This is a genomic window from Synechococcus sp. HK05, assembly GCF_019104765.1.
In the GTDB taxonomy this organism is placed as follows: Bacteria; Cyanobacteriota; Cyanobacteriia; order PCC-6307; family Cyanobiaceae; genus Vulcanococcus.
Genome location: NZ_JAHRXJ010000007.1, coordinates 58,621 through 79,678 on the forward strand (window position 1 = coordinate 58,621; position 21,058 = coordinate 79,678).

At 57.4% G+C, this 21,058-nt stretch carries 20 protein-coding genes, 1 tRNA gene and 1 pseudogene; 14 read left to right on the forward strand and 8 right to left on the reverse strand.

Annotated elements, in window-relative coordinates; genetic code table 11:
• The first annotated feature begins 5 nt into the window (after nucleotides 1-5).
• Entirely contained in the window at nucleotides 6-251 is a 246-nt protein-coding gene (gene rpmE / locus KUL97_RS06525; RefSeq protein WP_217796175.1) for a 50S ribosomal protein L31, read from the forward strand.
• Between the two features lie 147 nt (nucleotides 252-398).
• Nucleotides 399-1,496, forward strand: coding sequence for a peptide chain release factor 1 (gene prfA / locus KUL97_RS06530; protein WP_217796176.1), 1,098 nt, complete (start codon nucleotides 399-401; stop codon nucleotides 1,494-1,496).
• A gap of 13 nt (nucleotides 1,497-1,509) precedes the next feature.
• On the opposite strand, the gene KUL97_RS06535 is transcribed toward prfA, so the two are convergent.
• On the reverse strand, nucleotides 1,510-2,037 hold the full coding sequence (locus tag KUL97_RS06535) for an HNH endonuclease (protein WP_217796177.1): 528 nt from the start codon (nucleotides 2,035-2,037) through the stop codon (nucleotides 1,510-1,512).
• A 101-nt stretch (nucleotides 2,038-2,138) separates the two neighbouring features.
• Between KUL97_RS06535 and alr the strand changes: the two genes are divergently transcribed.
• From alr to KUL97_RS06560, 5 genes are all read left to right on the forward strand, one after another.
• The gene (gene alr, locus KUL97_RS06540; RefSeq protein WP_217796178.1) at nucleotides 2,139-3,338 is read left to right on the forward strand and encodes an alanine racemase; all 1,200 of its coding nucleotides are present in this window, start codon (nucleotides 2,139-2,141) and stop codon (nucleotides 3,336-3,338) included.
• Between the two features lie 18 nt (nucleotides 3,339-3,356).
• Nucleotides 3,357-3,445, forward strand: a tRNA-Ser gene (locus KUL97_RS06545).
• A gap of 74 nt (nucleotides 3,446-3,519) precedes the next feature.
• Nucleotides 3,520-4,899: a hypothetical protein gene (locus KUL97_RS06550; protein ID WP_217796179.1), complete on the forward strand. Its 1,380-nt coding sequence runs from the start codon at nucleotides 3,520-3,522 to the stop codon at nucleotides 4,897-4,899.
• 13 nt (nucleotides 4,900-4,912) lie between these two features.
• Nucleotides 4,913-7,159, forward strand: coding sequence for a peptidase domain-containing ABC transporter (locus KUL97_RS06555; protein WP_217796180.1), 2,247 nt, complete (start codon nucleotides 4,913-4,915; stop codon nucleotides 7,157-7,159).
• On the forward strand, nucleotides 7,159-9,351 hold the full coding sequence (locus KUL97_RS06560) for a peptidase domain-containing ABC transporter (protein ID WP_217796181.1): 2,193 nt from the start codon (nucleotides 7,159-7,161) through the stop codon (nucleotides 9,349-9,351). The genes KUL97_RS06555 and KUL97_RS06560 overlap by 1 nt, the downstream gene beginning before the upstream one ends.
• Nucleotides 9,352-9,731: 380 nt before the next feature.
• Here the strand turns inward: KUL97_RS06560 and KUL97_RS06565 are convergent, their stop codons facing one another.
• The 3 genes and pseudogenes from KUL97_RS06565 to KUL97_RS06575 form a co-directional block, all read right to left on the reverse strand.
• Entirely contained in the window at nucleotides 9,732-9,944 is a 213-nt protein-coding gene (locus tag KUL97_RS06565; RefSeq protein WP_217796182.1) for a hypothetical protein, read from the reverse strand.
• 231 nt (nucleotides 9,945-10,175) lie between these two features.
• A pseudogene (locus tag KUL97_RS06570) lies at nucleotides 10,176-10,649 on the reverse strand (serine hydrolase); the annotation flags it as partial.
• 640 nt (nucleotides 10,650-11,289) lie between these two features.
• Nucleotides 11,290-12,222: a serine hydrolase gene (locus KUL97_RS06575; protein WP_217796183.1), complete on the reverse strand. Its 933-nt coding sequence runs from the start codon at nucleotides 12,220-12,222 to the stop codon at nucleotides 11,290-11,292.
• A 17-nt stretch (nucleotides 12,223-12,239) separates the two neighbouring features.
• Here KUL97_RS06575 and KUL97_RS06580 point away from each other — a divergent pair, with 17 nt between their 5' ends.
• The 3 genes from KUL97_RS06580 to KUL97_RS06590 are packed head-to-tail and all read left to right on the forward strand — an operon-like array spanning nucleotide 12,240 to nucleotide 15,106.
• Nucleotides 12,240-12,992 carry a C40 family peptidase gene (locus KUL97_RS06580; protein ID WP_217796184.1) on the forward strand — a complete coding sequence of 251 codons (753 nt, stop codon included), beginning with the start codon at nucleotides 12,240-12,242 and terminating at the stop codon, nucleotides 12,990-12,992.
• A 5-nt stretch (nucleotides 12,993-12,997) separates the two neighbouring features.
• A complete protein-coding gene (locus KUL97_RS06585; protein WP_217796185.1) occupies nucleotides 12,998-14,080 on the forward strand; it encodes a DUF819 family protein in 1,083 nt (360 codons plus the stop codon).
• A gap of 51 nt (nucleotides 14,081-14,131) precedes the next feature.
• A complete protein-coding gene (locus KUL97_RS06590; RefSeq protein ID WP_217796186.1) occupies nucleotides 14,132-15,106 on the forward strand; it encodes a glycosyltransferase family 2 protein in 975 nt (324 codons plus the stop codon).
• Here KUL97_RS06590 and KUL97_RS06595 read toward each other — a convergent pair.
• Nucleotides 15,058-15,543 (reverse strand): hypothetical protein, encoded by a 486-nt coding sequence (locus KUL97_RS06595; RefSeq protein WP_217796187.1) that lies wholly within the window; start codon nucleotides 15,541-15,543, stop codon nucleotides 15,058-15,060. The two genes, KUL97_RS06590 and KUL97_RS06595, sit on opposite strands and share 49 nt — an antisense overlap.
• Nucleotides 15,544-15,638: 95 nt before the next feature.
• Here KUL97_RS06595 and KUL97_RS06600 point away from each other — a divergent pair, with 95 nt between their 5' ends.
• Nucleotides 15,639-15,755, forward strand: coding sequence for a photosystem I reaction center subunit VIII (locus tag KUL97_RS06600; protein ID WP_010315023.1), 117 nt, complete (start codon nucleotides 15,639-15,641; stop codon nucleotides 15,753-15,755).
• Nucleotides 15,756-15,797: 42 nt separating this feature from the next.
• Entirely contained in the window at nucleotides 15,798-16,289 is a 492-nt protein-coding gene (locus KUL97_RS06605) for a photosystem I reaction center subunit XI (RefSeq protein WP_217796188.1), read from the forward strand.
• A 276-nt stretch (nucleotides 16,290-16,565) separates the two neighbouring features.
• Here the strand turns inward: KUL97_RS06605 and KUL97_RS06610 are convergent, their stop codons facing one another.
• Nucleotides 16,566-16,868, reverse strand: a complete 303-nt coding sequence (locus KUL97_RS06610; RefSeq protein ID WP_217796189.1) for a hypothetical protein — start codon at nucleotides 16,866-16,868, stop codon at nucleotides 16,566-16,568.
• 665 nt (nucleotides 16,869-17,533) lie between these two features.
• On the opposite strand from KUL97_RS06610, the gene KUL97_RS06615 reads away from it, so the two are divergent.
• On the forward strand, nucleotides 17,534-18,997 hold the full coding sequence (locus KUL97_RS06615; RefSeq protein WP_217796190.1) for a cell wall metabolism sensor histidine kinase WalK: 1,464 nt from the start codon (nucleotides 17,534-17,536) through the stop codon (nucleotides 18,995-18,997).
• Entirely contained in the window at nucleotides 18,990-19,691 is a 702-nt protein-coding gene (locus KUL97_RS06620; protein ID WP_217796191.1) for a response regulator transcription factor, read from the forward strand. The genes KUL97_RS06615 and KUL97_RS06620 overlap by 8 nt, the downstream gene beginning before the upstream one ends.
• Nucleotides 19,692-19,836: 145 nt before the next feature.
• Here the strand turns inward: KUL97_RS06620 and KUL97_RS06625 are convergent, their stop codons facing one another.
• Nucleotides 19,837-20,055: a hypothetical protein gene (locus KUL97_RS06625; RefSeq protein ID WP_217796192.1), complete on the reverse strand. Its 219-nt coding sequence runs from the start codon at nucleotides 20,053-20,055 to the stop codon at nucleotides 19,837-19,839.
• A 798-nt stretch (nucleotides 20,056-20,853) separates the two neighbouring features.
• A complete protein-coding gene (locus KUL97_RS06630) occupies nucleotides 20,854-21,006 on the reverse strand; it encodes a hypothetical protein (protein ID WP_217796193.1) in 153 nt (50 codons plus the stop codon).
• Nucleotides 21,007-21,058 lie beyond the last annotated feature (52 nt).

A 21,058-nucleotide genomic window follows, 5' to 3' on the forward strand; every position in this document is an offset into this window, starting at 1 on the left:
TCGTCATGCCGAAGGCCGAAATCCATCCCACCTGGTATCCCGATGCCAAGGTGATCTGCAACGGAGAGGTGGTGATGACCACCGGCTCCACCTCGCCCGAACTCCACGTGGATGTGTGGAGCGGCAACCACCCCTTCTATACCGGCACCCAGAAGATCCTCGACACCGAGGGTCGTGTGGATCGCTTCATGCGCAAGTACGGCATGGGCGGTGCAGCTGCTGCCGATGCCAAGGCCGACGCCAAGGCCTGAGCGGTGCGTTTCTGATCTCCGCAGCGCCTGCGCTGTGGTGTTGAGCATGAGCCGGGTGCTTCAGGGCACCCGGCTTTTCGCTGTTCAATCCTCGATCGCTGATCCTGTTCTGCGCCCGCTTCCTGATCGGGCTCGTCTCCTTCCAGCATGGATGCCTCCTTTCTGAGCGAGCGTCTCGACGCGGCGCGCACCACCTTCAACACGCTCGAGCGGCAGCTGGCAGATCCCGATGTGGCTGCCAATCCCGCTCAGCTGGAGCCGATTGCCCGGGAGCGGGCCCGGCTCGAGCCGCTGGTGATGGGCTACGCCGAACTGCAGACCCTCCAAGGCCAGGAGCAGCAGGCGCGCGAGCTGCTGCGCGAAAGCCGCGGTGATCTTGATCTCGAAGCCCTGGCCCAGGAGGAACTGGCCGACCTCACCACTCGGATTGCTGCCCTCGAGGAGCAGCTCACCCTGGCGCTGTTGCCCCGCGACCCGCGCGATGAGCGCAGCGTGATGCTCGAGATCCGCGCTGGTGCCGGCGGCGATGAGGCGGCGCTCTGGGCCGGTGATCTGGCGCGGATGTATGAGCGCTATGCCCAGGCCGTGGGCTGGAAGGTGCAGCCGGTGAGCGCCTCTGAGGCCGAGCTGGGCGGCTACAAGGAATTGATCCTGGCGATCAAGGGCGACGGCGTGTTCAGCCAGCTGAAGTTTGAGGCCGGCGTGCACCGGGTGCAGCGGGTGCCGGCCACCGAATCCCAGGGCCGGGTGCACACCTCCACCGCCACGGTGGCGGTGATGCCGGAGGCCGATCCGGTGGAGGTGCAGATCGATCCGGGCGATCTGGAGATCAGCACGGCCCGCTCCGGCGGTGCCGGTGGCCAGAACGTGAACAAGGTGGAAACGGCGGTGGATCTGCTGCACAAACCCACCGGCATTCGTGTGTTTTGCACCCAAGAGCGCTCGCAGTTGCAGAACCGGGAGCGGGCCCTGGAGATCCTGCGGGCCAAGCTCTACGAGCGCGAACTGGCGGCGGCCAACGCTGAGGAGCGCTCCGCTCGCCTGGCCCAGGTGGGCACCGGCGATCGCAGCGAAAAAATCCGCACCTACAACTACAAAGACAACCGCACCACCGATCACCGCCTCGGCCGCAACTTCTCGCTGGAGCCGGTGTTGCAGGGGCAGCTGGCGGAGCTGATCGGGGCCTGTGTGTCGGCGGATCAGCGGCGGCAGCTGGAGGAGCTGGCGCAGCAGGCCGGGGGCTGATCCTCGTCTGCGCTCAGGCGGCGAGCTCCTGGCCGCTGTCGTCCCAGCCCTGCACGTACTTCGCCCATTCGTGGTGCTGCCCCCGAGCCATTTGGCGCTGGGCCTCAAACAAGGGCCCGCTGAGCGGCCGCCGCGGTGGTTGAAGCAGCACCATGCCCGCTTCTCGGGGCGTGCGGTTGCCCTTGTGCACGTTGCAGCGCAGGCAGGCGGTGGTCACGTTGTCCCAGCTGTGGCTGCCGCCGCGGCTGCGGGGCATCACATGATCGATGGAGAGGCGTTCGCTTTCGCTGCCGCAGTACTGGCAGCGGTGGCCGTCGCGCTGGAACAGGTTGCGGCGGGTGAGCGGCAGCGCCCGGAAGGGCACCCGCACGAACTGGCGCAGTCGGATCACCGTGGGCCGATGCAGGCCGGGGCGCAGCTGCAGATCCGCCGCGTGCTCGAGCCCTTCCGCCTTCCCTTTCAGCACCATCACAGTGGCGCGCCGCCAGCTCGTGATGTTGAGCGGCTCGTAGGAGGCGTTGAGAACCAGCACGTGGCCCATGGGAGAGGCACCCTGGCAGCCCTGGAATTGCTTGCCATGCTAAGGGCCTTCATCTGGAATGCGATGCATCCCCGCTTACGCTTTCTCCGACGCCACGCCGGATGACAGAAGCCTCCCCGGCCATCAGCCCCTCGGGTGATCCCTGGCCCCACCCACGCCAGCGGGCCTGGGTTGAGGTGTGCGAAGCCGCGGTGCAGCGCAATGCCCGCACCCTTATGCGCTCCCTGGCGCCGGGTTGCAACCTGATGGCGGTGGTGAAGGCGGATGGCTATGGCCATGGCGCCGTACCGGTGGCTCGCGCTGCTGCCGCCGGAGGTGCCAGTTGTTTCGGTGTGGCCACTCTGCAGGAAGGGGTGGAGCTGCGCCAGGCGGGTCTTCTTCAGCCGGTGCTGGTGCTCGGCAACCTCACCCAGCCTGAGGAGTTGCGCGCCTGCCTGCACTGGCAGCTGATGCCCACCCTCAGCGGCATGCGCGAGGCCCTGCTCTGCCAGAACCTGGCGGCTGGTAGCGGCCGACCGATGGCGGTGCAGCTCAAGCTCGATACCGGTATGGCGCGCCTGGGGGCTCCCTGGCAGGAGGGCCGGCGTCTGGTGGAGGCCATCTCCGGCCTGGAGGCTGTGGAGCTGGCCGGTCTCTATTCCCATCTAGCCGATGCCGATGCCCCAGGTCTGGAGCTCGATTCCCTTACCGCCCTGCAACAGCAACGCTTCGAGCAGGTGTTGATTGGCGTACAGCAGGCGGGCCTGGCCAGCGGCTGCCGTCATCTGGCCAACTCCGCCGGCACCTTGCGCTCAGCCCAGCTCCACTACGACATGGTGCGTGTGGGCCTGGCCCTCTATGGCCACAGGCCAGCCCTCCATCTCGGCGCAGACCTGGAGTTGCAGCCGGCCATGCAGGTGCGGGCACGCGTGAGCCTGATCCGCGAGGTTCCAGCGGGTGTGGGAGTGAGCTACGGCCATCGCTTCACCACCCGGCGCCCCAGCCGTCTGGCGGTGGTGGGGATTGGCTACGCCGATGGCGTGCCGCGCCTGCTCTCCAACCGCCTGCAGGTGCTGCACCAGGGGCAGCTGATCCCCCAGGTGGGAGCCATCACCATGGACCAGCTGGTGCTGGATGTCACGGATCAGCCGGCCGTGGAGGTCGGCAGTGTGGTAACCCTGCTGGGGGAGGACGGAGGCGCCGTGATCGACCCTCAAGCCTGGAGTGAGCCGATGGGCACGATCCCATGGGAGATCCTTTGTGGGTTTAAGCATCGCTTGCCTCGGCTGCCCCAGCGATGCGCTTCCGGGCTCATGGACTGATAGGATGGGCTGGCCGCTGGAGAGGTGGCTGAGTGGTTGAAAGCGGCTCCCTGCTAAGGAGTTACAGGAGGCAACTTCTGTCGAGGGTTCGAATCCCTCCCTCTCCGTTGACTGATCGCTGTTAATTCCCTGTTAATTAGCAGCAATCCATGTACCCTTCCTTCAGGTACATCAGCTTTTTGTGCGCTTCAGCGTTAAGCCAACACACAAGCAGCCCTTTCAGATTCTGCGCCCTCCGTTGCTTGCTGTCGCAGGTGGAGTCGTTGTCGTGTCTGCGGGTCTTTTGGCGTGGGCGCTCACGGCACAGATCCCTGTAACGATCAACGGACTTGGAACGCTTACACCACTCGATAGTATCTTCTCGGTTATTTCTCCAGGTAACGGTGCAGTTCTTTATCCCATTCACTTAAGCCAGGGGCAGTACCAGTATAAACCCCCTGCTTGGAGCCGTCAGGCCTATTTATATCTTCAAGAGCCCGGAAAGCTGTCCGATGGTGAGCTTTATTCATTGATCGGCAAAGTGATAGCTTCTGTTGGGATTTATGATTCCGAACGCTTCCCGATTGCGAGCGCCAATTCTGGCCTCGCTAGCGATCGCGACGACTATAGACTGCAATTTAAAGAACATGATGTCATCGCAATTGTTGACAACGAGGCATCTCGAACTAGTCTTGCCAGTGCATTGCTTGCTCTCACGGCCTCAATAGAGCTCTATCAGGAAGTGCAGCAATCTCAGAAGTTAACACTCGACTACAAATCTGAGATGGTTCAAAAGCAGAAAGATATGCTCAAGTCGTATGCCATGCTTTTCCGGGAGGGGGCTATAGGTCGCGCGGCATATCTAGAGCAACAACTTGCTTTTAGCAACACCAAGTCGGACAAGGCTGCCACCTTGTCAACACTCAATGACATTAAAAGGCAGATATCCCAGAATAAAGTGGATCTAAAGAATGCCTTTGCCGAGTTTTTGCGTTCTTCCGTTATCTTTGCAAACGATCCGGGCAGCGTTGATCAATTCGTCGCGCCACAGTGGTCTGATGTTCAGCCGGGCGAAGAAATCATGGCGATTACATGGAGTAAGCGTATTCAGCCGAACACGATTCCGGTTTTTGTTAATCCACAAGCATCTACCCTTGTATCGCTTGGCAATACATCGATTGCAACTCCAGCTGGTTTCAGCACTGCTGAGATCGGTGGCATCAAAGGTGTTGTAACGAGCATTGGAACCCAGCCTTTGAGCTTGGCTCAAATTTCTAAACGATTAGGGTCGGCAGGACTTGCAGAAACCTTAGGCCCTCAAGGCGGGTATCAAGTGAATGTAAAGCTTGAGCGGGAAGATTCAACATCAAATCTATTAAATATGCCACCACAAAATCGTGGTGGTTTTATTTGGAACAATCGATCGAACCCACCTCTGCCGCCACGTGAGGGAATGGTCCTCAACGTGCAAATTACATCCAGGCGTCGCACTCCTCTAGAGATGCTGATTCCTGCAGTGAAAGAATTCACAGGCTTTGCTGTGCCGCAGCGCCTTCAGTCTCTCGGAAGCAGCCCTCAGTAAGGCAGAGCTCATGATGTTTCGCTTCATCCGATCAATCTGGAAGAAAAAAACACCACTAGTTCTGCAGTATGAAGTTGCAGAGTGTGGCGCTGCCTCGCTTTCGATGGTGCTGCGTTACTACGGGTTATTTCTGCCGCTCTCCCAGTTGCGTTATGAATGCGGCGTGAGCCGAGATGGCAGCAATCTGCTGAATATTAAGAATGCAGCACAACGCTTTTGCTTAAAAGCCTCAGGTGTACGAGCCAATCCAGAAGAACTGTTGGCGCAAGACAATATCTTCCCGTGTATTTGCTGGTGGGACTTTAATCATTTTCTTGTTGTTGAAGGAGTGCGCAAGAATAAGGTTCTTATTGTGGATCCAGCGAAGGGGCGTTATGGCGTTACGCCATTAGATTTTGCCCGGCATTTCTCAGGCATTGCCTTGCTCCTCACCCCAGATACAGGCTTTGCTCCTGCAGGCAAGCCTGAGCGAGAGTTTCGAAAATTTCTAGTTCACTTACTCGACTATAAATTAACGCTCGCGATTCTTCTTGCGCTTGCCCTGTTCTCTGCACCGCTGTCACTCTTCAGTGCGGGTTTATCCGGTGCCTTCTTGTCTGAAGTGATTCAGAGCCAGCGGTTCTCGTACGCTATTCCGATCATTTGGTTGACCTTCCTCATTGCAGGGCTTCAGATTGTTGACTCACTTCTGAACACGAATATCTATCGAAGACTGACCGTTGATTTTTCCAAAAAACTAACACTTGATATTGGCCAAAAACTCTTTACGGTTAACTTTGATTTCTACTCCACTCGCTTTCTCGGTGATATTGCGAGTCGTCTGTCCTTGGGGAGCCAAATATCGAGTGATCTCTTTCACACATTTGCGCCCAAGCTAGCGAGCTTTTCAAGTTCTATGCTCATGGCGCCATTCATCTTCCTCATCTCTTGGCAGTTATCCCTAGTTACCATCGTTTATCTGCTGATCACAACAGCTCTCACTGTTTACACCACTTTATCAACCGTGGATGCACTCCGCTCAATCGACCTTGAGATGGGCAAGCTCGATGGCATCATTGTGCGCATTCTGAAGGATATACGTCTGATCAAAGCTTGTAATCTCGATAATCTCTACATATCAGAGGTCCTCGATCTGAGATCTCCCGTGCTTGTGAAGACACAGGCCATGGGCTTTCGACTCAACAACCTTGGTTTTTTTAATTCACTTCTCTCATCCATCTACGAGTACAGCTCGATCGCTTTGGCTGCGTTGTTGGTGATTCTTGGCGATTTAAATCTCGCCGGGTTCATGGCATTCCAGTCACTACGTGGATTCTTGTCAGCTCCGATCAGTGAACTCACTACGATGTTTGAGGAGATTCAAAGGGCTGACGCCTCGCTTGGACGCTTAACGGATCTTTTTAGCGTTTCAGATGATCCCAAGATCCATTCGCTAGACAGGCTGGCTTCTCAGAATCGCTTTCTGAAGCAGTCGATTCGTTTACCATCGAATCAGATGCAGCTGCCGGTCCCAGATGAACTGGCTCTCAGCATCCACAACTTGTCGTATCAGTTTTCACCGCTTCAACAGCCCGTCTTATCGGACATCTCACTGGAACTCAAACCTGCCTCGATGACAACAATCGTGGGCCCGAGTGGATCAGGTAAGTCCACGTTACTGAAGATTATCGCCGGGCTATCTGGGAGTTATCTGGGGGATCTGCTGTTCAGTGGCCACCCTTGGAGCAGCTATGACGATGCGGCGATCCGAGGCGCTCTGGGGTATGTCTCCCAGGAAACAGCAGCAATGCGAGCATCTATTTTCGAAAACATTCGCTTGTTTGATCCAGATGTATCTGAGCTCGATATTCAAGAAGCGGCTGAGATTGCCCTGTTTTCGGATGTCGTTGCGGAACTCACGCGTGGCTACGCCACTGTGCTGAAGGAATCAGGCATGGCCCTCTCTGGCGGTCAGATGCAACGACTGGCCATCACTCGCGCACTCTGCCGAAAGCCCAAGCTTTTGATCCTTGATGAGGCTACAAGTGCGTTGGATGTGCCAACTGAGCTTGCCATTCTCAATAATATCCGCTCGCTTGGGGTCACGGTGTTATGCGTGGCCCATCGCTTGATCTCTGCAGAAATGAGTGACCATGTGATTGTTTTGCAATCGGGACACGTTGTGGAGCAAGGAACCCCTCAGCAGCTCAAGCAGACCACTGGTTCAATCTATTCTCGTCTTCTGGCAGATGAGTCGAGTTCCCAGCGAGGTAACTCCTGATGGCTGAGCGCTTCAGTTCTGCTCAACGCTTTCAAGTGCAGGAGGAGTTGATTGCTGCAGCCAATACTCTGTCAGGGCTGGAGTCGAGTTCTCGATTCGTAGCATCATCGATTGCTAGGGATTCAGACTATGCTCGTCAACTCATCGCTTATCTCCGTCATTATTTTGGCCTAGAGAGCGATCAACCCATCGCTCTATCAGATTCATTCGATGAGCTTCTACTGGCCAATGATATTTTTTATCGCCGTGTAAGCCTTGCCAAGGATCGTGCTTCTTGGCAGTCTAACCCCGTTCTTGTTGGTGGGATCAATGGTGATGCCACCTATATACTTGATAGCACGCGCCGTGCGATTGCCCTCGTTGATGCATCCAATTATTCTCGCACGGCTTATCGGTCTCTCGAAGAACTTGCCGAGCATGTTGAGCCAAGTGGCTATGAGCTCTATCCGCTTCTTCCGGATGCTGATACAACACTGAAAGCACTTCTTTCTTTTGTTTTTCCTGCTATTCGTGGCGACCTGCTTAAGTCTTTAGCGCTTTCAGTATTGCTCATTGGGTTTGCATTAATCTCTCCTCTGATCACAGGCCAAGTGATTGGAGATGTGGTTCCCAGTGGGGATATGCGCTGGGTTGCCTCGGTTTTCTTTATTGGCATTATCCTCGCGTTCTATCAAGCTGCTTTCAGTTGCCTTCAATCTTTTTATTCCTCGCGGATCGAAATCCAGCTCAACTTAAGGTTGGAGCCTGCCTTGTATCGGAAGGTGTTGTCTCTTCCGATTTCATTTATCGACAAGTATTCCACCGGTGATCTGAGTACGAGGATCTCCTCAATTACGGCAATTGTGAAAACGATTGCGTCCCAGTGCCTCACCACAGTGCTCAATTCATTGTCGCTCATTGGCTATGGCGGCATGATGCTTTATCTTGACGCGGGCCTAAGCGCTCCTTTATTTGTTTATATCCTCATCAGTTCTATTATTCAGGTTCTGCTTGTGCGGCGGCAAATCAAGTTTTACAAGAAGTCCATCCCTCTTGGTTCTGAAAACTACGATCTAACGCTTGAAACGCTGTCTTCTGTTGCGCAGATCCGAGTGGCGGGTAGCGAGCCTTTCATGCTTCAGCGCTGGTATTTCAGCTTGATGAATGTGCTTCGCCTTGATATGCAAGCTGCCAGGCTTTCAGACTGGAACTCAGCCATCTCCGGCATCCTTCAAACGCTCGGCACAGTGATTATCTATATCGTGATTGTGCGCCGTTTGCTGGCGTCCCCCACTCTCGAAGCGGCATCGATTGGTCTCGCAACTTTTGTGGTGTTTACGAATGCCTATTCAGGTTTTGCGAACGCCTTCCTTTCGCTTGTCTCGTTGATTAACACGGTAACGGGTTCTTTGCTGGTAGAGGTTGATCGTGCCATGCCTCTTCTTAGGCAGCCCTCTGAGGCCACCGCTTACTTCGGAAGCAACAAGATTGTGATCAATGGGGCGATTGAATTTTCAGATGTGTCGTTCTCGTATCCAGGTTCGGTTGGACCTCGTCTCTTTCAAGATCTGAGCTTTCAGCTAAGGCCTGGCAAGTTTAATGTGATTTTTGGCCCTAGTGGATCTGGTAAGTCAACCATCATTTCTATGATCCTTGGCTTTGCTTTGCCAGATCAGGGAATGATCAGTATCGACGGAGTGCCTCTTCATTCCATCGATATCCGACATTACCGTGCCCAAATAGGTGCTGTGCTTCAGCAGTCTGAATTAACATCGGGTTCCATTCTTGATGCTGTCACGGGCGGGTTGGATATCCCGGATGAAACAGTGTGGCGTACGTTGCAGATGGTTAATATTGCAGAGGAGGTGGATCGCATGCCGATGAAGTTGCAAACCATCTTGTCGGAGGGATCCACTGTGATTTCGGGTGGTCAGCGGCAGCGTCTGTGCATCGCGCGTGCTTTGCTCAATGGCCCACGCCTACTGCTTGAGGATGAGGCAACAAGTGCCCTCGATGCCCATTCTCAATCCGTGATTATTCGCAATCTTCGTGATCGCGATATCACGAGAGTTGTGGTGGCTCACCGCATTGCCACCATCCGTGATTGTGATCATATGGTTGTCATCAATCAGGGGAAGGTGGAGGCTTGTGGCGGTTTCGATGAATGCCTGGCATCGTCGAGCTTCCTGCAGGCGGCAACGCGTGCGCTTTGAGGCTTCATTGCAGATAGCTTTAAAAAAGAGAGCGACGTGCGTGGGATTGCAGCCGCTCTCAAGAGCATATTGGCGACAGTATTGCACTGATGCTCTCTGTATCGTTCAAGCTAAAAGGGAAGCCGAACGTCGCTGCTGCCACCAGGCATCGAAGGGAAGTTAGAAGGTTGGGCCTCCTCGGGTAGTTTATTCCGAGGCGGCTCGGGCGACACAATCACGATCGGTCCCGTGATCACCCGGCCGCCGCGTCTGGTTGCCTTGTTGGTCTTCCGGCCACCATTAATCGTCTGTAGTTCTTCATCTGATAGGCGGTGATCTTGGGGTTGGTTGTTTTGGTGTGTCATGGTTGCTTGCTGATTGACTGGGTTCGAGACTGGGCGTCAGTATAAGTGGATGTGATTAGGAATGGTATTTATTTGCGCTGGCCTGCTGTAGGCCATAGACAGACCCTGAAAAGATCGTGGCAGCACCAGCTTTAGCAGCACCAGCTTTGGCAGCACCAGCACCAGCGCCAGCAGCAGCGGCGCCGGCCGCGGCAGCCCCACCACCAAGTACTGCGGCACCGATAGCACCACCAGTCGCCACAACAGCAACTCCGATCAGGCCCCACTGCCACCACTCGAGCCCACCGGCTACGGTTTCCAGAGCCTGATCATCAAGTTGGATCATCTGAGTTTGAGTTTTCATGATTGATTGTTCGGGGTTCGATTGAGAGCTTTGAGTGTTGCCCTCTCGACCCCTTCAGAATCGCTGCTGTCGCGGCCTCAAACAAGATCAAAGCCAGGGTGAGTTGCGGTGAGTTTCATGTGAGGCCTGTCCGTGGGTTATTGCCCTGGATGGCTGATCAGTTGCCTGCAGAGTTCTGGCAGCAGGGTGTCGTCCTGGGCGCGTTCTGTTCCTTCAGTGAAGGCCACGATCAGGGTTGGCGAGCAGCCCTCCACTTCCATGTAGGCCGCATCGTGGCGGGCCTGGCTCATCCAGCCAGCCTTGCTCCACAGCCCTGCCGCTTCCGGTAGGCCAGCGCCAAGGAAGCCATCCACCTGGTTTTCGGGGTCGGCGGTACGCGCAGCGGCATCCAGGCTGCGGTGGAGCAGGGTGCGCATGCGGTTGCAGACAGGCGGCGACACCAGAGCACCGGCCATCACGGCATGCAACAGCCGGGCGCAGAGATCGGTGTTGAGGCGGTTGCGGTTGTCCAGCCCCGCGCCATAGAACTGGCGCTCACGGCCGTAGGGCCCGTCACCCCAGGTTTTCTGGCAGGCATTGCAGCCGCTCCACTCGCTCCAGCCCAGCTGCGCGCACCATTTCTTGTTAAGCCAAGCCGATATGAATTGACTATCAGTATCTGAAGCCCATTCAAGCCAGGCGGGCTATTAAGCATGAAGAGCCCTGCTTTCGCAGGGCTCAGGGAGAGACTTGTTTCCAGCAGAGGCCTTCAGGCTTAATGCTGGTACAAGCAGTGCTTGTGTGGTTTTCGGTGAGCCTATGCGGGTTACCGGTGAAGAGTCCTCTTTATGGATCAGAGATTAGGGTATTCCCATATAGTTCCCCCAGAACTAACGCTGATGGCAACTACGCTGGCGACCGATTTTGTGCCTACGCCAGCACCAGCAGCGCCAGTCGTGGCCATGGAAGCTGCAATGGCTGGGCCTGCTACGCTCGCCCCCCCAATTACAATGCCCGCCGCGCTTCCGTACAACAGACCCTTCCCAAGACCTCTCCCGAAACCCTTCCAAAACTCAGAGCCTCCTTTGCACGCTTGCATTTCAAGAGTGTCGACCTCAATTAGTGATTTCATTTGTTGGCTTTTCGATTTTGGTATGTTGTCTTGAAGGTCGTTGCCCTCTCGACCCCTTCAGAATCGCTGCTGTCGCCGCCTCAAACAAGATCAAAGCCAGGGTGAGTTGCGGTGAGTTTCATGTGAAGGGTGCCCGTGGCTTATCTCCCTAGGGGGCTGATCAGTTGCCGGCAGAGTTCTGGCAGCAGGGTGTCGTCCTGGGCGCGTTCTGTTCCTTCAGTGAAGGCCACGATCAGGGTTGGCGAGCAGTCTTCAACTTCCATGTAGGCCGCATCGTGGCGTGCCTGGCTCATCCAGCCAGCCTTGCTCCACAGCCGTGCCGTTTCCGGTAGGCCAGCGCCAAGGAAGCCATCCACCTGGTTTTCGGGGTCGGCGGCGCGCGCAGCAGCATCCAGGCTGCGATGGAGCAGGGTGCGCATCCGGCTGCAGGCAGGCGGCGACACCAGAGCACCGGCCATCACGGCATGCAGCAGCCGGGCGCAGAGATCGGTGTTGAGGCGGTTGCGGTTCTCCAGCTCCACGCCATAGAACTGGCGCTCACGGCCGTATGGCCCGTCACCCCAGGTTTTCTGGCTTGCATTGCAGCCGCTCCACTCGCTCCAGCCCAGCTGCGCGCACCATTGATTCACCAGCTCACGGCGCAGCGCCCAGCTCGCCATGGCTGCTTCCGGCAAGCACGGTCCGCTGGTGGTGCCCGTGAGCAGATCCAGCACAAGCCCAGTGGCGTCGTTGCTGGAGTCGCGAATCATGTCCGCCAGGGCGCGGCGCAGCTCCGGGGTGTCGTCGATCAGCTGGCGCTGCAGCCAGGTTTCGGCCGCCACCAGATACAGCAGTTTCACCACGCTGGCGGGATAGCGCGCCTGATTCCCTTGCCAGCTGGCGCCGCGCGGTTGATCCGCCCAGAAGCCCTCCAGATCGCTGCGCGAGGAAGCGCTGTCGATCAGGGAATCGCTGTAGCGCAGCCAGGTAATCGAGAGCTGGTTTTTGAGGCCCGGCCGTCCATCGGCTTCCAGGGCTGCGATGGTGGCCTCAAGCTGTTGGGCCATCGCCCCATCCGGGCAGTAGAACGCCATCGCAGCCAAAGGGGGCAATGACGAGATTAGGCAGATTGGCCGAGGGCACACCAGTGGCGCTGGAGCTACTGCATCCGGGCAGCTGCTGGCGCCTCACCGCCCCGGTCAACCTCACCAGCCACTGGCTGGGCCCCGGGTTGGCCACCCAAGCCGCCGCCGGTCGTGTTCTCAGCGTGCTCGAGCCTTTGCGGCCCGGAAAGGCCCGCCTCCGGGTGCGCCTCCTGGAAGACGGCTATCCCGGTTGGCTCGATCCCCAACAGCTTTTGGGTCATGCCCAGGCCTGCCGGCCGCCGCAGCCCCGCTTGCTTGATCCCAGCCAGATCGAGGCCGCGCTGCCGGCCGTGTCGGCCTTTGCCCATCAGGCCCATCTCCAGCCCAATCACTATTTATGGGGCGGCACCCTGGGTCCCGATTTCGATTGCTCCGGCTTGATCCAGGCCGCCTTCGCCAGTGCAGGCATCTGGCTGCCCCGCGATGCCTATCAGCAGGAGCGCTTCTGCCAGCCGGTGGCGCTGGCGCCCGGTTGCTACAGCCTGCTGCGCCCCGGTGATCTGATCTTTTTTGGGCGGCCCCAGCGCTGCACCCATGTGGCGCTTTACGTGGGTGGTGGTCGTTATCTGCACAGCAGCGGCCGCGAGCATGGCCGCAACGGCATTGGTCTTGATGGGCTCGATCCCCACATCGATGATCCGGTGAGCGTGCACTACCGGCTTGAGTTGCGCGGTGCCGGCCGCGTTGTCCGTTGCCATGACGGCACACCCTTGCCCTGAATCCGATGCTGCTTTCGCTGTTGCTGATCCTGGCGATCACAGCCTTGGGGTGGTGGCTGGCTCAGGCCACCGCTGCAGGCCGCCAGCTCGGCACCACGATGCTGGTGCTGCTGCTCGGCTTGCTGGTGAGCAACATCAGCGGCCTCAAGCCCGCGCCTGCGGCCGCGGCGTGGGTGAACGGGCCGCTCACGTCTTTGGCGATTGCCCTGTTGCTGTTGGCGGTGGATCTCCGGCGCCTCTGGCCGGAAGCACGCCGCCTGCTCGTGCCGTTTGGGCTGGCGGTGCTCAGCACCGTTGCTGCGGTGGTGCTGGGTGGTTGGTTGCTGCAGCCGCTGCTCGGGGCAGGCCGGGGTGTGTTGGCAGGGGTGTTTACCGCCACCTTCACCGGTGGGAGCCTTAATTTTGTATCGGTGGCGCGGGCACTCCAGCCCCCCGAGGCGCTCCTGGCGGCGGCAACCACGGCCGATTACGTGGTGTTCGCCGCCTGGTTTGCCGTGAGTTTGTGGCTTGGGCGCCGCGGCCAGCGGCCTGCTCCCGCTACTGCCTCTCCCCAAAGCGTGCCGCTGGAGGCGGCCGCCGGCTGGTGGCAGGGCCTGGTGTGGGGGGTATCGGTGCTGCTGCTGGCCAATGGGCTCACGGCTGCGTTGCAACGGCTCTGGCCCGCCCTGCCCGGCATCCTGGTTCTCACCACGCTCACCCTCCTGGCAGCGCAGCTGCCAGGAACCAGCAGCCGGCGCGGTTGCTACGGGCTTGGGCTGCTGTTGATTCAACCCTTCTTCACGGTGATGGGCCTCAGTTCGCTGGTGGCGGGGCTGCTCGGCGACGGCCTGCCGGTGTTGGTCTATGCCGCCTTGATCGTGAGCTTGCAGGCGGTCGCTGTGTTGTTGCTGCGCCGCTGGCGCGGTTGGGGCATGACGGAAACCCTCGTGGCCTCTCAGGCTTCGATCGGTGGCCCCAGCACCGCCCTGGCACTGGCCACGGCTCTCGGGCGAGCCGAGCTGGCGCTCCCGGCTGTGGCCATCGGCTTGCTGGGCTACCTGCTTGGCACTTACCTGGGTTTGCTGGCGGCCTTCCTGCTGGCTTCTTAACCCCGAGCTCAGGCCTCTCGCCTAGGTTCCAGCCACCACCCACCGCATCCCGTGAGCCCAAGCGTTGCCCCCGAGCTCTCGATCGTGGTGCCTCTGTTCAATGAGGAAGAGAGCCTGCCGCTGCTGGTGGTGAAGTTGCTCGAAGCCCTGCGGCCCTTAGGCCGCAGCTTTGAGTTGGTGCTGGTCGACGACGGCTCCAGCGATGCCACCGCTGCCGTGCTGCGGGAGCTGGCGAGCACCACACCTGAGCTGGTGGCGGTGCTGCTGCGGCGCAATTACGGCCAGACGCCGGCCATGTCGGCGGGGTTTGATGCCAGCCGTGGAGGCGTGATCATCACCCTTGATGGCGATCTGCAAAACGACCCAGCCGATATCCCGATGCTGCTCGAGCAGCTCGAGCAGGGCTACGACCTGGTGAGCGGCTGGCGCCACCAGCGTCAGGACCATGCCGTGAGCCGTTTGCTGCCCAGCAAGATCGCCAACCGCCTGATCGCCCGGGTGACGGGCGTGCAGCTGCACGACTACGGCTGCTCGCTCAAGGCCTACCGGCGCGAGCTGGTGGAAGACATGAACCTCTACGGCGAGCTGCATCGCTTCCTGCCGGCGCTCGCCTTTATCGAGGGCGCTCGCATCAGTGAGGTGAAGGTGAACCACAACGCCCGCCAATTCGGGCAGAGCAAATACGGCATCGATCGCACCTTCCGGGTGCTGATGGATCTGCTCACCGTGTGGTTTATGAAGCGCTTCCTCACCCGGCCGATGTATGTGTTCGGTTTTGGCGGGCTGGTGGGAATCGCCATCGGCTCGGTGCTCAGCGCCTATCTGCTTGTGGAGAAGCTGATGGGCGCTGAGATCGGCAACCGCCCACTACTCCTGGTGGCGGTGCTGGCGCTGATCGCGGGGGTGCAGCTGTTTTGCTTCGGCCTGCTGGCGGAGCTGCAGATGCGCACGTATCACGAAAGCCAGGGCCGCCCGATCTACCGGGTGCGTGAAACGTTGCGCGGTGGCTTGGCGGCGGCGAGCTGAGCGCTACCTGAAGTGCGGCCCCGGAAGTGGGCCATGGCTTCTGCCGCTAGGGCAGCCACCTGCTGATCGCTGTCGCGCAGGCCGCGGCGGATCAGGGGCAGCGCATCGCGGTGCTGCCAGACAGTGCACACGGCTAGGGCTCGGCGGCGAGCCTCACCGCCCTGCTGAAACTGACGCTGCAGCTGCGCCAACAGCTGCAGGCGGCCGCGGCGATCCGCAGCGGCTGGTAGAGCCTGGGATGTGGCCGCCACTTGGCGGGACATCTCGCTGGCAGGCTCGTTACCTTCACGCGGCAGCACCAGCTCCATCTGGCTGCGGTTGAGGGCCGCCACCGCGGATGCATCGGTGGAGCGCAGGATCTTCGGGCGCGGCCGGCCAAGCAGCCAGCAGGCTGCGATCACGGCGGCGATGGCTGCTCCGGAGAGGGCCTGGGTCATCGGTCTGAACTTTTATGTCGCCCCTTCCGCTGCCAGAGAGCAGCTTTGAAAGAGCTCCTTACAGTGCCGAACGGTAGCTGTATTGGCCCACGCTGATGACCGGAGACTTCGTCGCCGCCTGGATGCCCTCGGTATTCGTGCCCCTTGTCGGGATCCTGGCTCCTGCGGTGGCCATGGCCCTGCTGTTCAACGTGATCGAAGCCCGCGACTGAGCCGTCGCCGCTTCATCGCCGCCAACCATCCTCCTTCCACCGATGACCGTGACCCCCGTCGCCGACCCCTGCGTCGGCAATCTGGCCACTCCCGTCAACAGCAGCTACTTCAGCCGCGCCTTTCTGAACGCGCTGCCGGCCTATCGCCCCTCCCTCTCTCCCAACCGCCGCGGTTTGGAAGTGGGCATGGCCCATGGCTTCTTCCTCTACGGCCCCTTCACCATCTGCGGTCCTCTGCGTGCCACCGAGTACGCCAGCACTGCCGGGCTCCTGGCCGCTGTGGGCCTGGTGTCGATCCTCACCGTCTGCCTCTCGATCTACGGCACCGCCGGCCGCGGCCCCAACGTGCAGCCCGCGGACGCCACCATCGACAACCCCCCCGCTGATCTGTTCACCAAAGCCGGCTGGGCTGAGTTCGCCAGCGGCTTCTGGCTGGGTGGCTGCGGTGGCGCCGCTTTCGCTTGGTTCCTCGCCGGCACCACCATCGTGGCTCCGCTGGTGAAGATCGCCGGTGGTGTGTGGAGCGTGGGCTGAGCCCAGGCCGCCTTTTTGTGATCAAGCCCTGCTTCGGCAGGGCTTTTTTTGTGGCTTTTGAATGCCGTCCTGGCCGCTGCCGATCCGGCTCACCGTCTCCCCAGACGTCGATTCACAAGGAAGGAGCGTCTTCATCCGGCCAGCCGGGGCTGGTTGACGGGGGGCGCGTTACGCATTCAGTTGACGCCCTAGACCGATCATGGCTAGCGACGACCCAGCAAAAAGCGGGCTCGTGGCCCGCTGCTGCGTTGTCAACCGTGAGGTTATGCGTCTTGTTTAGCTGAAGCCTGGCATCTTGGGCATGTCAATACCAATCTTTCTGTTGATCTGATTGATCTCAGCATGAACGCCCGAGAGGCCCTGCGGAAGAGGCACGGTCTGACCGTTCGATCCGGGATGTATGCGAGGAGACGACGGCGTCACGTTGAAGGGAATTTTCCCGTTGCTGAATGGGCTGATCGGGGATCCATTAATGTAGACGCTTGCCTCGATTGCACCGCCCTTCTTGCCTCCATCCACGGCTTGGAGCTCTTCATCTGTCAGGTTGAACTGTTCATTTTGATTGTGTTGTCGTGTCATGGTTGGTCTCCGGTGATCTGATAAAAGAAATTTGTTTTTGTCGTGACAACGTGCTGCTAGGCTCTGCTTGTGGCTAAGCCTCGACTTGATCGCCTTTGTGGATAATTAGGCATTCCTGTCTTCCCAAGGGGTGAACTGTTAGGGTTATGAGCTTTGTATTCAGCTCAGCAGGTTTCAAATTCGTCAGGATTGGCGTGAATTTCTTCCCATGTCATGCCGCAGCAAGCGGAAGGGTTGGGAATGCGGGTATGCCGCCTGCGGCGCTCATTAGAGTTTGATTGTTCAGTTGGATCATTTAAGTCTGGTTAGTCGGAATGAAATTATTGGGGCTTGTCTGAGGGCGTTGAGTACCGCCCTCTCGACCCCTTCAGAATCGCCGCTCCTACCCTCTCAAACAAGATCAGAGCCAGGGTGAGTTGAGGTGAGTTTCATGTGACCCCTCCTTCTAGGTTGCCCGTATTGGGCGAGTGGTGCTTCACAGCAGCCTCGTCTTTCCCCGGTTTTTGGTCTCGTGCAACGCTTGGCCCTTGAGTTATTCATCATTCAATGGGGGTGCGACACGGTTGCTTTGTCCCAACCCGATAGTTCAGGCATGGCCCTTTGCACACGTAGCAATCGGTTGTAAACTTCCTCCATAAGCTGTATCCCTTTGGCACTAATCTGGGATGAATCTGCGGCGGAAATCGCTTTATCGAACGCTAGCTCAATGGATTTCCGTTGCAGTCATTGCTTCCGCGATTGGAGAATTTCTTGTTTCTCAGCGGCTTAGCGACAGGATCGATAACCTCACGCTGCAACACGAAGCAACCCAGGTTCTCAAGGGGTTCTCGTCTGAGCTTCAAGAGCGATGGGGTGCGAATACAAATGGAGTGGATGGAGGAGAGGAGGTTAAAGCAGAATTGCAGCGTCTAGTTGATAGTGCCTACACAAGCTCGCACGTTACGCCCCTTCTGATAGCTTCTGAGGGACTGTTCTTGCCCCGAGGTGCCAGTGGGGATGTCGATCTAGCAAGGGCAAAACTGATTATTCGCGAGTTGAAAAATGATGATGATCAATATGTCGTGAACTTATCGACACGCGGACCGGCTCTCGCTGCCGCCTCGATGCCAATCCCATTGCCAGGCCTGCAGGACGGCCAGGCCAATCTCGTGTTGCTCATGCGTTGGCCGCTGCTGCAAAGTCTGCGGGAACTGCAGTGGTCTGCATTGCTGCTGAAATTGCTCACTCTTGTCGTTGTTGTCGGTGTGAGTAGTGTTCTCTTGTATGTATTGCTGGGTCCCTTGAGGAGGCTCAGTGCTAAGGCTAAAACTCTTAGAGGCGAAAATCTGCTTGAGAGCCGCCTTGATCCTGGTGATTCGCCGAAAGAGATTAGGGAATTGATTATTTCTTATAATCAGGCTATCGAGAGGCTAGATCATGAGTATCAGCAGCAGCAGCTGTTCGCTTCAGTTGTTTCTCATGAATTCAAGACGCCTCTCACAGTGATCAGTGGGTTCATTGACTCGGTGCTTCTTCGCTCAGAAGCTCTCACCGAAAGAGATAGAAAAAAGCTTGATATTGCTAAAAATGAAACCCATCGCCTGAACCGCCTCGTGAGCGATCTCCTCGATCTGAGTCGGTACGACCATGATCGACTCAAGCTCCTTAATGTTGCTTTTTCGCCAGCAGTGGCGATGAGAGATGTGTTTTCAGTACTTGTTAATGCTGAGCCAGGCAGAATCCGGATGGATGCTGAGGCTGAAGCTGAACATTGGAGGGCGCTGGGGGATCCTGGTCGATATTCTCAGGTTATTGCTAATCTTGCTGAAAATGCCTTGAAGTATTCTCCGCCCTCTGCACCTGTCACCCTCAGGTTGAAGAAAGTTGGTTCTACGCTCGTTTCGGAGGTTGAAGATCGGGGCCCTGGCATCACTCCAGCCGATCAACCCAAGATCTTTGATCGGTTTTATAGGGCTGAAGCACACCGAGGTTTAACTCAGAAGCCAAGCTCGGGCCTTGGTTTGTCGATTGTGAAGGCGATGGTGGATAGTATGGGAGGAAGGGTCGGCGTGGCTTCGAAGCCCGGTCATGGAAGCAAATTCTGGGTAGAACTTGATATGATTGCTGAAAATTCTTCGTGTCATGACTGAATTACCTGGCAAGGCTATCTCGATTCTTGTGGCTGACGACGATCCGAATATCGCTAGCTTAATTGCGATGGAATGTGAGGAGGAGGGGTATCAAGTTGAGGTTGTCGCCGATGGTCAGCAAGCCATTTTAAGGCTGCGAGAAGGAGCGTTTTCCTTGGCCATTCTGGATTGGGATATGCCGATGATGTCTGGCTATGATGTTTGTAAGCGTATACGAGATAAGGGTGGCAGAATCCCTGTGTTGATGGTGACCGCTAAGGATGAAGTAGATGACAGGATTAAGGCGCTGGACGCCGGTGCTGACGACTACTTGTGTAAGCCCTTCAATGTTAGAGAGCTTCTCGCCCGAGTTCGTGCGCTCGTACGTCGTGCAAGTGTTGATCAGAATGGTGGAGATCACCTCACATTTGAATCGTTACAGGTTATTCGCTCTGAGCATCGTTGTGTTATTGATGCCCGTGAGGTTCACTTGACTGTGCGCGAGTTTGATTTGCTGGCTGCTTTGATGGATCGCCCGGGGCAGGTTTTTAGCCGTGCTCGCCTTATTGAGAAGGTGTGGGGTGAGGATTACTTTGGTGATGAGTCTGTTGTTGATACCTATATTAAATATCTCAGGGCAAAGCTCGATAAAACAGCCGCCCAGGGACTCATTCAGACGGTTAGGGGTGTTGGTTTCACTCTGCGTAGGGCTTGATTTGCTCCAAGACTCCAGTCTTGGAGCGTTTCGATCGCCTCCGGCCCTTGTAAGTTCCTGGCTCATAAGTCGTCTGGCGAGCCAGTGCAGCCCTCAAACGACTGATCATTTGAACCGCTCGGTGCTGAAGGCCAACTTTGCCAGATCAGCTAAATACGGTATGATATCCACTCCTGCTTGGATTATCCTTCTTTGACTTAAGATATTTAAGCCATTTTGTAACCGACTCATCGAGGTTTCCGCCAGTCACGCTCTTCATCTGTCCTTCTGGAATCGTGTTAAGAGCCTTTTCGAGCTCTTCGGTGAAGATCGCTGGCCTGGTGCTCGTTGCGTCTGCTTGTGTTTTGAAGATTTGAGTGGTCATTAGATTGCTCTGTTTGTGGTGTGAGTGTCGGGGTGATTGCCTCGACTCCTTCAAGATCGCAGGCTGTGCCGTGAGTGTCCAAATAACCCTTGGGTAAGCTCCGGGCGGGATTCGGTGAGTTTCCTGTGAAGTGCTCAGGATTCTTTGAAACGCATCATGAAGTAATCGGGCGAGCTGTGCGTGTGTTGCTGCTGCATCACTCAATGTGAGGCTGGCTGTCAGTTGTTACTTGATGTGGTTTGGAGTTATGCGTTGTTTGACCTGATGCCTTAGGCAGTCTGTGTTTCGCCGAGGCTGATGATAGCGATCCTGGATGCTAGGAGTTCATTGATCGGCTCAAGGATATGGATATGGCAGCGTAAAGGTCTTCGGTAGTTGCGTGCGATTCCTTGTCGACAAAGGATGGGGTTTCTGACGGCAGTTTTCGTTAGTGTCTTCTGGACGCTCTCTCAAGTAAGCAGTGTTCCGCTAGACAATAAGGAAGTTGGCGGCCTCCGTTTGCATATTTTAGTTCATTCTCAGACATCTCATGTCTGATTTCTTGAGGCTTTTTAGCGGATATCGTGAAATCTTTGGCTTTTGTCATCTCCTCAGCGGCTGTTGCTTTCGGCTCCTCCTGAAGCCTCGTGTCAGCCTTGAAGGCTTCCAGAATTGCCTTGAGTTGCTCTTGTGGCATCTGATAAGTGGGGTGAGTTGTTGTCCGTCATCGCTAGGCCTGCAGCGGTTACCTGCAGCCTCTCCTGGGGATTCCTTGGGGGACGGAGGGGCTTCCTGTCAAGCGTCCCCAAGGTATCCAGGTCACCCGATGTGGGTGCTGCCCAGGTTCATGAGTTCTACGCTTGGGTCGTATTCAGTGTTGTTGCCTCCGGTGATGATCGCCAGGTCTTCGTCTTTGATCATCTGCGCCTGAGCCGCCTGATCGGCACGCTGTTCTGCTGTTGTTTTGTTCATGGTTGGCCTCCTTTTGGGTTGGGTGTGTTGTTGAGGTGTGCCTTCAACTCCA